Here is a 12,187-nt window from a genome sequence, read left to right as displayed (position 1 = left end):
AATCAAAGCCTCGCTTCTCAGATGAAGTGCTTACGCAAACGTTGAGAGAGGAAATCCAGCAGGCTGACGGTGACGATGATGAGCACCATCAGGGCGCAGGTTTGCTGGAACTGGAAACCACGAATGGCTTCCCACAGGGTGACGCCAATGCCGCCTGCGCCCACCATGCCGACCACGGTGGCGGAGCGAACGTTGGACTCGAAGCGGTACAGGGAGTAGGAGATGAGCAGCGGCATCACCTGCGGCAGGACGCCGTACAGGATCTCTTCGATTTTGTTCGCTCCGGTTGCGCGGATGCCTTCCACCGGGCCGGGCTCGATGGCTTCAACCGCTTCGGAGAGCAGCTTGGAGAGCACGCCGGTGGTGTGGATGAACAGCGCCATCACGCCCGCGAACGGACCCAGGCCGACGGCGACCACGAACAGCATCGCAAAGACCATTTCGTTGATGGCGCGGCAGGCGTCCATCAGGCGACGCATCGGCTGGTAAACCCACCACGGCACGATGTTTTCGGCGCTCATCAGGCCAAACGGAATGGAGAGGATCACGGCGAGGGCGGTGCCCCAGACGGCAATTTGCAGGGTGATCGCCATTTCACCGAGGTAGTCCTGCCACTGGCTGAAGTCCGGCGGGAAGAAGTCGGCGGCGGATCCATCTCCGCGCCCTTCCAGGAGATAACGAGCACCGCCAGCAGAACGGCCCAGCTTATGAGCGAGAACCAGCTGCGCTTTGGCGGCGGGAGGGTGATGGTTTGCATGTTGGCTCCTTTGGGTTTAGTCCCCTCTCCCTTGAGGGAGAGGGTTAGGGTGAGGGGGAAATGTGCGTGTTGATGCCCTCACCCCGGCCCTCTCCCACAGGGAGAGGGAGAAAAGCGTTACTGCACCGCTTTATTCACGCTGGTCATGGCGCCGAGCGCGGCGGTCAGGCGGTCGAGATCGTCCAGCTGCGCCTGAATTTCAGACACTTTGCTGGTCTTCTCTTCTTCCTTCAGACCCTTGTTGTCCTTCACGCCCTGCATCTGCTTGAACAGCGCCAGCTGGCGAATCGGCACCAGCTGCAAATCGCTGGACGCGCGGAACGGCGCCCAGCCCAGACGCGCCAGAATCGCTTTCTCTTCCGGCGTTTTGCCGTAGTTCATAAAGAAGTCGTAGACCTTGTCCTTGGTGCTCTCGGAGAGGTTTTTGCGCCACACGATCGGGTCGCCCGGGATCAGCGGCGATTTCCAGATAACCTTGATTTCCTTCAGCTTGTCCGGCGCGGAGGTCTTCAGCTTGTCGAGGTTTTCAGTGTTGTTGGTGGCGACGTCAACCTGCTTATTCGCCACGGCCAGGGCGTTGGTTTCGTGGCTGGCGTTGACCGTGCGCTTAAAGTCGCTGGCGGAGACGTTGTTTTTCGCGAAGACGTAATAGCCAGGGACGAGGAAGCCGGAAGTGGAGTTCGGGTCGCCGTTACCAAACGTCAGCTCTTTGCGTTTGGCGAGCATGTCGTTGAGGTTGTTGATCGGGCTGTCTTTGTTCACGATCAGCACGCTCCAGTAGCCCGGGGAGCCGTCTGCCGCAACGGTCTGGGCGAAGACCTGGCCGTTCGCGCGATCTACCGCTTCCATAGCAGAGAGGTTGCCATACCAGGCGATGTCCACTTTGTTGAAGCGCATTCCCTGAATGATGCCCGCGTAGTCCGGGGCGAAGAAGGCGTTTACTTTGATCCCCAGTTTGGTTTCCATATCTTTCAGGAACGGTTCCCACTGCGGCTTCAGGTTTTGCTGTGATTCCGTTGAAATGATGCCAAAGTTCAGCGCTTTTTCCTGTTCCTCAGCGTAAGCAGGGCTTAGCAGGGTGCTGATGCTGAACATGCTGGTGAAGGCCAGCGCGGCAACGGCTTTGTAGTTCATGTCCATTCCTCGTTATGGGGACGTTAAGCAGCCTGCGCGCGCTCTTCGACGCGGTTTACGCTGCGGTAGAGATGATCAAAACGTTCGTTATCAAACTGGTGGCTTGCGCCATCGAAGAACACATGGCCCTGACGCAGGGCGACGATGCGCTCGCAGTAGCGCAGGGCGTAATCCACCTGATGCAGCGTCACCACCACGGTGATGCCGTCGTTCTGATTGATGTCGCGCAGGGTTTCCATCACGATGCGGGCCGATTCCGGGTCCAGCGAGGCGATAGGTTCATCGGCCAGAATGATTTTGGCTTTCTGCATCAGGGCGCGGGCGATGGCGACGCGCTGCTGCTGTCCGCCGGAGAGCGTGGAGACGCGCTGGTGGGCGAAATGCGCCATGCCGACGCGGGTCAGCGCCTGTAAGGCTTCTTGCTTCTGGGATGGGGAGAACCAGCGCAGGCAGGTGCGCCAGAACGGGGTGCTGCCGAGCGCGCCAATCAGCACGTTCTCGAGCACGGTCAGGCGGTTCACCAGGTTGAACTGCTGAAAGATATAGCCCGTCTGAGCGCGGCTTTTGCGAATATCGCTCGCCAGACGCCCCGCATGTTGCACGGTGTTCCCCAACAGTTCGACGCGGCTTTCCGGCGTTTTGTCACAGGTAATCAGGCCGCTCAAGTGACGAAGAAGGGTTGATTTACCTGAACCAGACGGCCCCAACAGCGCCACCATTTCGCCCTGCTGGACGGTCAGATCAACGGCATGCAGCGCCTTGTTGTGATGGAAGGTTTTGCTCAGTTTCTCGACGCGAATGACAGTTTGCATGTGCCGGGCCTCACGATAAATGTGGCCTCATGCTGGCGCATCAATATGACATTCAGGTTAAGTGTTGGTTGCGGGAGTTTGAAGAGTTGAGGGGAGTTTGATGACAATCACCGCAGGCCCGGTCAGCGCAGCGTCTCCGGGCGCTGTTGCCGGATGCGCTGCGCTTATGTGGCCTACGATTTAACGACGTTAATCATCCACGGCACGCCGTATTTATCGGTGACTTTCCCGAATCCGTGCGCCCAGAAAGTCTCCTGCCAGGCCATTTCGACATTGCCACCATCAGAGAGGTTGTCGAACCAGCGTTTGCCTTCATCCACGTCCTGCGTGTCGAGCACCAGCGTAAATCCGGCGTACTGCGTGCTGCTACCGGGTGGCAGACCATCGCTCATCATGATATCGCTGCCGGCAATGCGGACATTAGAGTGGGCGATGGCGGTATCCGGGAAGTTCATGCCTGACGGACAGCCTTCTTCGCTGTTTTCGTCTTTGGGCATTTCGCCGAAGGTGATTTTGTAGAGGAGTTCTGCGCCGATGGCCTGCTGATAGAAGGCGGTCGCCTCCGCACAGTTGCCGGCGAAAGAGATGTAGGGACTTAACGGCATAATCTTTACCTCACGTAAGAAAAGCCCGTTAAGTGTAGTTCCCGAACGCCCGGTAAGCGAAGCGTCACCGGGCGGGACAATCAGTTCTTTTTCACGAACTCAGATTTCAGTTTCATCGGACCGAAGCCGTCAATTTTGCAGTCGATATTATGATCGCCTTCAACCAGACGGATATTTTTGACTTTAGTGCCGATCTTCAGCATGGAGGAACTGCCTTTTACCTTCAGATCTTTCACAACGGTAACGCTGTCGCCGTCTGCCAGCAGGTTGCCGTTCGCGTCTTTCACGATCAGCGCATCGCTGTCCTGTGCAGGCTCCGCATCGTTCCATTCATGGGCGCATTCCGGGCAAACGAACATGCCATTGTCTTCATAGGTGTATTCAGAATTGCATTTCGGGCAGTGTGGAAGTTGCATGTTGGTATCCTCAAAAGTGTTAACACGCTGGAAAACGCCAGCTAAATGACGGCAGTGTGCCGAAAAAGGCAGCGAGTATAACGCAAATCCCCACTTTTGTCGGTGATATTGTTTTATAAAAATAGCGCATAAATGCGCAAGCGATGACACGAACTGTCAGTGAATTAAGGGAATCTTAAGCCCTGAACGGCAGAGATCGTAATCATGCTAAATGTATCGAATATTTTATTACAGCAAATTGCTACGTTGTGCCATTTCGGATAAGGTGAAGGAACAAGCCGTTATTTATCTATCCTTTTCTGACGCCATACATCTTTTGGCGCCAGGGAATACCTCTCTTTTTTGGTGGGTAAATAACGATGATATATCCTGATGTTTCCTGAAAATGCGTTTTGTCTATTCACTTTTGGCTTTCTGGCCAGGGGATGTTTTACACGTATTACGAGGGTGGTTTTTAAATTCTCATTATCTTCAGTTAGTTGTATTAAATGAACATGTTTTCCATACGTGATCATATAAGCCTGAAAAGTATAATTAAAACATCGTGGCTTAATAAAAGTAATAAATTTGCGTTAAGGGAAGGCTTTTATCATGCACACACAGACCATATTTGAATTAAGCCAGGAAGCTGAACGATTGTTACAGCTCGCTCTGAACAATCTTGATTCATTAAAATCTATGCCGATTGCAAAGCTGGATAGCACAGCCGCTACGATGAGCGGCGTTAATAACAACGTTTTGCCGTTACATTTTAGCGCACGGGGTGTCGACGCTCAGCAGGCGATGCTGAATAACGAATTACGCAAAATAACCCGCCTCGAAATGGTGCTGGCGATTGTGGGTACCATGAAAGCGGGAAAATCGACCACCATTAATGCGATTGTGGGCACGGAAGTGCTGCCGAACCGCAATCGTCCGATGACGGCACTTCCCACGCTGATCCGCCATACGCCGGGCCAGAAGGAGCCGGTGCTGCATTTTTTGCACGTTTCGCCCATCGATACCCTGATTACCCAGTTGCAGAAAAAACTGTGCGATAAAGATCGCGGCAAGCTGGCGCGGCGTCTGGAAATCGACAAGGACATGAATACGCTGCTGGAGCGCATAGAAAGAGGTGAGGCGTTTGAAAAACATCACCTGGGCGCGGAGCCCATCTTTCATTGTCTGAAAAGCCTGAACGATCTGGTGCGGCTGTCTCAGGCGCTGGGCGTGGAGTTTCCGTTCTCTGAGTATGCCGCGATAGAACATATTCCGGTGATTGAGGTGGAGTTTGTGCATCTCGCCGGTCTGGATGCGCACCTGGGGCAACTGACGCTGCTCGACACGCCGGGGCCGAACGAGGCCGGTCAGCCGCACCTGCAAAAAATGCTCAGCGAGCAGCTGGCGCGCGCCTCCGCCGTGCTGGCGGTGATGGACTATACACAGCTTAAATCTATTTCTGATGCGGAGGTTCGTCAGGCAATTTCGGCTGCCGGCAAATCCGTGCCGCTTTACGCCCTGGTCAACAAATTCGATCAGAAAGATCGTAACAGCGACGATGAAGAGCAGGTGCGGGCGATGATTTCCGGCACGCTGATGAAAGGAAATATTTCTCCGGGGCAAATTTATCCGGTCTCTTCCATGTGGGCCTATCTGGCAAACCGCGCCCGCTATGAGATGAACGTTCATGGGCGCCTTCCCGATCATCAGGATCAGCGTTGGGTACAGGATTTTGCCGAGGCCGCGCTGGGCCGCCGCTGGCGAACGGCCGACCTGGACGATATTGACCATATTCGCCATGCGGCGGATCTGCTGTGGGAGGATTCGCTGTTCGAACAGCCCATCCGCAAACTGATTTACGCGGCTTACGCCAACGCCTCGCTGTTCGCTTTGCGGTCGGCATCGCATAAGCTGCTGAACTATGCGCAAAATGCCAGAGAATACCTGGATTTTCGCCATCAGGGACTGACGGTCGCTTTTGATGAGCTGGAGCTGAATATTGCGCGCCTGGAAGAGGATATGACGATGCTGCGTCAGCGGCAGAGCGTGGTGAGCGATGAGGTCCAGCATGAAGTTGAAGAGGCGCTTAACGCAACGGATGCATTCCTGCTTCGCCAGAAAGGGGAACTTCACCAGGCGCTGGGCGAAATTTTTAGCCGCCCGTCTATTCTTGATTTAGCAGGGCGCGAGCCATCCAGTTTGCGTGCAGACGACGCGGATGCGATCCAGCAGCTGGTGCTTGACGATGAAGGGCAGGCGCAGATTGTCCTGAGCAAAATCCGAGCGTCATGCGAGCAGATTATGCTGAATGCGCAGAGCAGAATTGGCCGGGAGCTGGCGTTACGCTTCGATCAGCTGGAGTCTACGCTCGCCCGATCGTTGAATGAGGCGATGCGACCCATCGAGACGCGAATTAAGGAGCAGCTCAGTCATGCCGGATTTCGGGCGCGGATTAGCTTCCCGGCGTTTCAGGCAAACCAGCTTAATTTCAATACGCGCGGCTTATTTAATGATGCCATTGTGCAGGACACCCCTCCCGCCAGTCAGCCAGCAGGGGCAGGCAGCGTACGTAATACCGTCTCGCGCTGGCTCAATAATCCCGGCTGGGGCTGGGAAGAGTATGTCGTGACGCGCACACGCTATGTCATCGACATCGTTCAGCTTCATGGCAAATTTACGCAACATATCGATCAGTTTTGCGATCAAATACGTAAAGCTTTGGCCGCGCAGGTCGATGTCTCTGTTACGGCAGGTATGGCAACGTTCTTTGCAGAGTTTTCGTTGTGCCTGACCGGGTTACAGGAAAGCTTGCGTGATAGCCTTGCCGTGCGGCAGCAGAATGAACATTCAACCCGGGCGCTTAGCCAGTTGTTGAAGCAAAGTATGACTACTGCGGCGTGGATTCAGGAAGATACCCGACTGTTACGCGATGATATTCAAACCTTATTCGCGGCAGAGCAACCATGACAACACAGCTACTGGACGGTCCCGGGCGGACGCTGGAGTGTATTCATCCAAAATTTATGGTCGATTTGGTCCAGGGGGCGGATGCTGCACGTCACTCCCTCCTGGGGCCACAGCAACTGCAATTTCGTGAGCGTTTGACGCAGGAGATCATTACGCAGACCCGGCTGCGGCCGTGGGCAATGGCGGGAATGCTCAACGAAAATGCAGCGCTGCGGCTGGGTCTGGCGGAGAAACTGGCCGGTATGCTCGACCCCGGACACCTTGCGCTGACCCGTATGTCCGACAGGCTGGTAGCCCTGCGCCAGCAGGTGAATCCACGCCTCCCTCAACCGCCCGGATTGTTGCAACAGTACGAGGAGCTCTCCGCACATTTCAACCAGCGTGCCGCCTATAAAGAGAAAGCGCTCGCGCAGCGCGGCCTGACGGTTCAGGCGGGTGAGCACAGCGAGCAAATTTTTACCCGCTGGCGAGCCGGGCAGTATGACGGCTGGTCGCTGGCTGGCCGCTGTTTTATCGTGCTGGAAGAGTTGCGCTGGGGGGCGTTTGGCGATGCCTGTCGTCTGGCGAATAGCGATGTGGCGGCCATGCTGAAAGATAATTTGCGCAGCATGGCCGCAAACTATCTGGCACAGGGAATTAATGCTTCTCCCACCACCCGGCATTTTTACCATCAGTGGCTGACGACGCCCGCTTCTCCCGGTCTGATTGATTATAAAGATATGCTGGGCTGGCTGGGGGACTGGTGTCAGGCGGATAAACATCCGGTGAGCTGGTCAGTGACGCAGAGCTGGCAAACGGTCGCGCTGGGGATGCCGAGACTCTGTTCGGCAAAACGGCTGGTGGATGGCATGGTGGAAGAGATATTTGGTACGTGATTGCCCCCTCTTTTTAAGGAGGGGGCGAAAGGGTTAGTGGTGCATTTCTACCGCTTCAGGTTCTGTTTGGGACTCAGGCACATGCCCAAAGCGTCTGGCATACAGTGCCGTGATGACAGGGACCAGAATTGCCGTCACAATCACGCTGGCGGCAACCAGAGCCGTGGCGGAAGCGGCCACGGGTTCAAAGGCCGGGTTAATCTGGGCGATAATCACCGGGTTGGCTACCGCAGCGCCTGCGGCCGAAGAGGCGGCCACGCCCGCGGTTCCGTTGCCGCCCCCGATGACGCGGTCTGCAATAATCAGTGGAATACCCGTGATGACGATGACGGCAACACCCAGCACAATGCCCAGCAGGCCGGTTTCCAGAATCACGTTCAGGTTGATGGTATTGCCCAACGCGAAGCCGAAGAACGGGATCAGTACCGGGGTGGCTTTGCTGAAGAAATCACGCAGATCGTGATCGAGGTTGCCCAGCGCAAAACCAATCAGGAACGGCAGGATCGCCCCGACAAAATGGTGTGGTTCAAAAGAGGCAAGGCCGGCAGAACCCAGAATCAACATCGTCATCAGCGGACCCGACTCCAGGGACATCAGCACGAACGCGCCCGATTCTTCTTTGGTGCCATATTGATTCATCAGGCTGGCATAGAGACCGCCGTTGGTCATATCCATTGCTGAGACTATGGCCAGAACGGATAATCCGGCGAAGAAGCCGGTCTGAATTCCATTCTCCGGAATGAACATTGCACAGATCATGGCAACAACCCAGGCGACCGCAATTTTAGTAATGACCAGCGTCCCTGATTTACGTAATACCGTACCTGTTGCACGCAAGTTAATTGATGCGCCGATGCAAAAGAACCAGACTGCCAGAATCGGTACCGTTCCGGTAATCATACCTTTTGTAAAACCGCCAAAATAAGCACCGGTATTCGGGGCTAGCGTATTTAATATCGCGCCAAGTACCAGCGGGACCAGCATCATCCCGCCCGGGATGCGTTCTATTGTTGCTTTAATCTTCATCATTAACCCTCACATCTCGTCCGCATGGCTGGCGGAAAGCTCAAAAAATAGATCAACAAATTCAAACGATTGCCTTTTTTGGGGCCAATCGATTCGTTATTTATGCTGTAGAGCGAAATTCAGGTGTTCAGCATTCCTTCATTTGAAAGCTGCTGGGATATCGTGTTCGGATTTATCATGCGATCTTTGGAATTGTGATTCAACTAAAATAAAACGCCGTTTTAGTTATCTTCGTCACATATTGAATGTAAACAGGATTGCCCACTGTTAATAATTGAATTTTGTGTAAATTCGCTGTGAAGAAATGTGCTTGCATTTTGTTTGGGGAGGAATAATAACGGGCGTTAAGATCTGTTTGATAAGGGGGTTTAGAATGACCTTATTTATCGTGAATTGACAAAAGCTGAAGGCAGCTTACGAACAGGAAAAATATGTGTGAAGTTGATCACATATATAAACGCTGGTAGGGTAAAAAGGTCTTTAACTGCCCAGACAGGCGTCAACAGGTTCGGTTGTATTGAGGTAAAACGTCAATGTAAGTAAACCTGCTACGCTTGAATAAGGAGATTCGCATGGAGCGGGTCTCTGGTTCACAGCTTGCAAAATGCGCTGTGAAACGGACAGGGCTGAGTCTACGAGGAAAGCTATGCTTAGAAGGAAAAAAGTAAAACCCATCACGCTGCGCGATGTCACCATTATTGATGACGCGAAACTGCGCAAAGCGATTACAGCGGCCTCGCTCGGTAATGCGATGGAGTGGTTCGATTTTGGTGTTTACGGCTTTGTGGCCTATGCACTTGGTAAAGTGTTCTTCCCTGGTGCCGATCCCAGCTTGCAGATGATTGCTGCGCTGGGTACGTTCTCCGTTCCCTTCCTGATTCGTCCTCTCGGTGGCCTTTTCTTCGGCATGCTGGGTGATAAATATGGTCGCCAGAAGATCCTGGCTATTACCATTGTCATCATGTCGATAAGTACATTCTGTATCGGCCTTATTCCGTCGTATGCAACTATTGGTATATGGGCGCCGATTCTGCTGTTGATCTGTAAGATGGCGCAGGGCTTCTCCGTTGGTGGCGAATATACCGGCGCATCGATTTTTGTCGCTGAATATTCTCCGGACCGTAAACGTGGCTTTATGGGCAGCTGGCTGGACTTTGGTTCGATTGCCGGTTTTGTCATGGGCGCGGGGGTTGTGGTTCTGATCTCAACCGTAGTGGGTGAAGAGAACTTCCTTGACTGGGGCTGGCGTATTCCGTTCTTCCTGGCGCTGCCGCTGGGCATCATTGGGCTTTATCTGCGTCACGCCCTGGAAGAGACGCCTGCGTTCCAGCAGCACGTTGAAAAGCTGGAGCAGGGTGACCGTGAAGGGTTACAGGATGGCCCGAAAGTGTCGTTCAAGGAGATTGCGACCAAACACTGGCGCAGCCTGCTGACCTGTATTGGTCTGGTGATTTCCACCAACGTGACCTATTACATGCTGTTGACCTACATGCCGAGCTACCTGTCGCATAACCTGCACTACTCGGAAGACCACGGTGTGCTGATTATTATCGCCATCATGGTGGGTATGCTGTTTGTGCAGCCGATTATGGGTCTGCTGAGCGACCGCTTTGGCCGTAAGCCATTCATTATTCTCGGCAGCGTCGCCCTGTTCGCACTGGCAATCCCGGCCTTTATTCTGATTAACAGCAATGTGCTGGGGCTGATTTTCGCCGGTCTGCTGATGCTGGCGGTGATCCTCAACTGCTTCATCGGGGTGATGGCTTCTACGCTGCCGGCAATGTTCCCGACGCATATTCGCTACAGTGCGCTGGCGGCAGCCTTTAATATCTCCGTTCTGATTGCGGGCCTGACGCCGACGCTTGCTGCTTCACTGGTGGAGAGCACGCAGAACCTGATGATGCCTGCTTACTATCTGATGGTCATTGCGGTGATCGGCCTGATTACCGGTATTACCATGAAGGAGACGGCGAATCGTCCGTTGAAAGGGGCAACGCCTGCGGCGTCTGATATTCAGGAAGCGAAAGAGATCCTGCGTGAGCACTACGATAATGTAGAGCAGAAGATTGAAGATATTGACGCAGAGATTGAGGCGCTCCAGACAAAACGCTCTCGCCTTGTCGATCAGCATCCGCGAATTAACGAGTGATAAAAAAACCCGCCGCTGGCGGGTTTTCTTTTATTAGCATCCTGCGGCAATATAGTCGCCGCCGGCGCTGACGGGGATCACCGTCAGGAACAGGATCGTCGCGAACAGTATCAGAACAATCCCTCCGGCAATTTTGACCATCGGCATTACCCAGTTCAGGGACGTGCCGCCGCCAAACCAGGCTACTGTGCGTTCACGAGCGTAACGTACTGCCAGCGACAGCCCCATAATCGACAGCGCCGTGCCCAGCGACATTGTCATCACAGCAGCAATCCCCCAGCTAATAATACCGAGCGCATTCGAGAACATCAGGATCATAATTGCCCCGCTGCACGGGCGTGCGCCAATGGCCAGCACCACGCCCAGACGGGTTTTCCAGTCGCTTTTAGTCAGATCCACCCCTACGCCGTGATGGCCGCAGCCACAGCGTTCATTATGCTGGTGAAGCGGCTTGATGGCGCTAATCGCCATTTTGCGCGGACGCAGGCTGCTGAGCGCCTGATAAATGATAAACGCGCCGAAGACGGCAATCAGCACGGCGCTGATTTTCTCGACGTACCAACGGCTGGTGCTGATATCTCCTGACGCGAGGTTCAATCCAACCGCCAGGATAAAGACAAAGACGATCGCGCTGACGCCCTGCATCATGCTACCGATAAACGGTACGACGCGCGCCGCGAGCTGGCTCTCTTTATTGGTGGTGAGATACGTGGTAACGATAAATTTGCCGTGCCCAGGTCCAACGGCATGGAGTACACCATAAAGAAACGCACCGGTTAACAACCATAGCCCACCGCTGTACTGATGATTATTAAGTTGCAGCAGATACATCACCAGATATCGGTGCAGGGTGATCTGGGTGGCGAGGCACCACTGAATAAAAGCATTCCAGTGCGTATGCAGTGCAAAACCTGCCATAAGTAACACCAGCATGGCGAGCCCGGCGGTTGGGATACGCCAGTCACGTTGAAGTCGTTGTGTCGTCATGAGGTTGGCCCGCGAGAGAAATATTTGCCGCTAGTATAGTGTTCAAATCGTTGGATCACACCGGGATCGTCAATAGATTGTGGATAAGTCTGTGCGTAAAAAGGTATAAGGCGGGGTTTTGCTGGGGAATACAGCAGTCAGTCATTTTTTTGCAACTTTTCTGTTGCGGTCGCTCGGGAACTCCTTATAATGCGCCTCCATCGACACGGCGGATGTGAATCACTTCACAGATAACCCGGTCGGTTGAAGAGAAAAAATCCTGAAATAACGGGTTGACTCTGAAAGAGGAAAGCGTAATATACGCCACCTCGCGACAGAGCGCTGAAGCGCGTCGCAACTGCTCTTTAACAATTTATCAGACAATCTGTGTGGGCACTCAAAGTGACATGGATTCTTAATGTCCTCGGACACTAAATGAATACCAAGTCTCAACGAGTGAACACGTAATTCATTACGAAGTTTAATTCATTGAGCATCAAA

Annotated in this window: 9 protein-coding genes and 1 pseudogene; 3 read left to right on the top strand and 7 right to left on the bottom strand. The window is 53.8% G+C overall.

Translation table 11 applies throughout. The features are described 5' to 3' along the window. Nucleotides 1–17: 17 nt before the first annotated feature. The 5 genes and pseudogenes from phnE to H2Z33_RS23120 form a co-directional block, all read right to left on the bottom strand. Nucleotides 18–757 (bottom strand): annotated as a pseudogene (gene phnE / locus H2Z33_RS23140) (phosphonate ABC transporter, permease protein PhnE). A 117-nt stretch (nucleotides 758–874) separates the two neighbouring features. Beyond that, complete coding sequence (gene phnD, locus H2Z33_RS23135; RefSeq protein WP_032672102.1) at nucleotides 875–1,891, bottom strand: phosphonate ABC transporter substrate-binding protein; 1,017 nt, start codon at nucleotides 1,889–1,891, stop codon at nucleotides 875–877. Between the two features lie 23 nt (nucleotides 1,892–1,914). Then, nucleotides 1,915–2,703 carry a phosphonate ABC transporter ATP-binding protein gene (gene phnC / locus H2Z33_RS23130; protein ID WP_003860210.1) on the bottom strand — a complete coding sequence of 263 codons (789 nt, stop codon included), beginning with the start codon at nucleotides 2,701–2,703 and terminating at the stop codon, nucleotides 1,915–1,917. A 173-nt stretch (nucleotides 2,704–2,876) separates the two neighbouring features. Beyond that, nucleotides 2,877–3,308 carry a VOC family metalloprotein YjdN gene (gene yjdN, locus H2Z33_RS23125; protein ID WP_017694695.1) on the bottom strand — a complete coding sequence of 144 codons (432 nt, stop codon included), beginning with the start codon at nucleotides 3,306–3,308 and terminating at the stop codon, nucleotides 2,877–2,879. Nucleotides 3,309–3,388: 80 nt separating this feature from the next. Next, on the bottom strand, nucleotides 3,389–3,724 hold the full coding sequence (locus tag H2Z33_RS23120; protein WP_003860206.1) for a zinc ribbon domain-containing protein YjdM: 336 nt from the start codon (nucleotides 3,722–3,724) through the stop codon (nucleotides 3,389–3,391). Nucleotides 3,725–4,315: 591 nt separating this feature from the next. On the opposite strand from H2Z33_RS23120, the gene crfC reads away from it, so the two are divergent. Together crfC and H2Z33_RS23110 are read left to right on the top strand one after the other, a co-directional pair. Beyond that, entirely contained in the window at nucleotides 4,316–6,670 is a 2,355-nt protein-coding gene (crfC, locus tag H2Z33_RS23115) for a clamp-binding protein CrfC (protein WP_063135436.1), read from the top strand. Then, nucleotides 6,667–7,545, top strand: coding sequence for a diguanylate cyclase regulator RdcB family protein (locus tag H2Z33_RS23110; RefSeq protein ID WP_023295782.1), 879 nt, complete (start codon nucleotides 6,667–6,669; stop codon nucleotides 7,543–7,545). Before crfC ends, H2Z33_RS23110 begins: the two co-directional genes overlap by 4 nt. A 33-nt stretch (nucleotides 7,546–7,578) precedes the next feature. On the opposite strand, the gene kdgT is transcribed toward H2Z33_RS23110, so the two are convergent. After that, nucleotides 7,579–8,571 carry a 2-keto-3-deoxygluconate transporter gene (gene kdgT, locus H2Z33_RS23105; RefSeq protein WP_017694692.1) on the bottom strand — a complete coding sequence of 331 codons (993 nt, stop codon included), beginning with the start codon at nucleotides 8,569–8,571 and terminating at the stop codon, nucleotides 7,579–7,581. 646 nt (nucleotides 8,572–9,217) lie between these two features. Between kdgT and proP the strand changes: the two genes are divergently transcribed. Next, on the top strand, nucleotides 9,218–10,720 hold the full coding sequence (gene proP, locus H2Z33_RS23100; protein ID WP_015570231.1) for a glycine betaine/L-proline transporter ProP: 1,503 nt from the start codon (nucleotides 9,218–9,220) through the stop codon (nucleotides 10,718–10,720). 33 nt (nucleotides 10,721–10,753) lie between these two features. Here the strand turns inward: proP and H2Z33_RS23095 are convergent, their stop codons facing one another. Continuing rightward, nucleotides 10,754–11,707, bottom strand: coding sequence for a nickel/cobalt transporter (locus tag H2Z33_RS23095; protein WP_047062209.1), 954 nt, complete (start codon nucleotides 11,705–11,707; stop codon nucleotides 10,754–10,756). Nucleotides 11,708–12,187: the final 480 nt, after the last annotated feature.

Source organism: Enterobacter sp. YSU (assembly GCF_016082135.1).
GTDB lineage: Bacteria > Pseudomonadota > Gammaproteobacteria > Enterobacterales > Enterobacteriaceae > Enterobacter > Enterobacter hormaechei_C.
This window is presented reverse-complemented; position numbering and strand designations above follow the sequence as displayed.

Coding starts and splice junctions, on each gene's coding strand:
- phnD (WP_032672102.1), bottom strand. CDS start 1,891: ATGAACTACAAAGCCGTTGCCGCGCTGGCCTTCACCAGCATGTTCAGC.
- phnC (WP_003860210.1), bottom strand. CDS start 2,703: ATGCAAACTGTCATTCGCGTCGAGAAACTGAGCAAAACCTTCCATCAC.
- yjdN (WP_017694695.1), bottom strand. CDS start 3,308: ATGCCGTTAAGTCCCTACATCTCTTTCGCCGGCAACTGTGCGGAGGCG.
- H2Z33_RS23120 (WP_003860206.1), bottom strand. CDS start 3,724: ATGCAACTTCCACACTGCCCGAAATGCAATTCTGAATACACCTATGAA.
- crfC (WP_063135436.1), top strand. CDS start 4,316: ATGCACACACAGACCATATTTGAATTAAGCCAGGAAGCTGAACGATTG.
- H2Z33_RS23110 (WP_023295782.1), top strand. CDS start 6,667: ATGACAACACAGCTACTGGACGGTCCCGGGCGGACGCTGGAGTGTATT.
- kdgT (WP_017694692.1), bottom strand. CDS start 8,571: ATGAAGATTAAAGCAACAATAGAACGCATCCCGGGCGGGATGATGCTG.
- proP (WP_015570231.1), top strand. CDS start 9,218: ATGCTTAGAAGGAAAAAAGTAAAACCCATCACGCTGCGCGATGTCACC.
- H2Z33_RS23095 (WP_047062209.1), bottom strand. CDS start 11,707: ATGACGACACAACGACTTCAACGTGACTGGCGTATCCCAACCGCCGGG.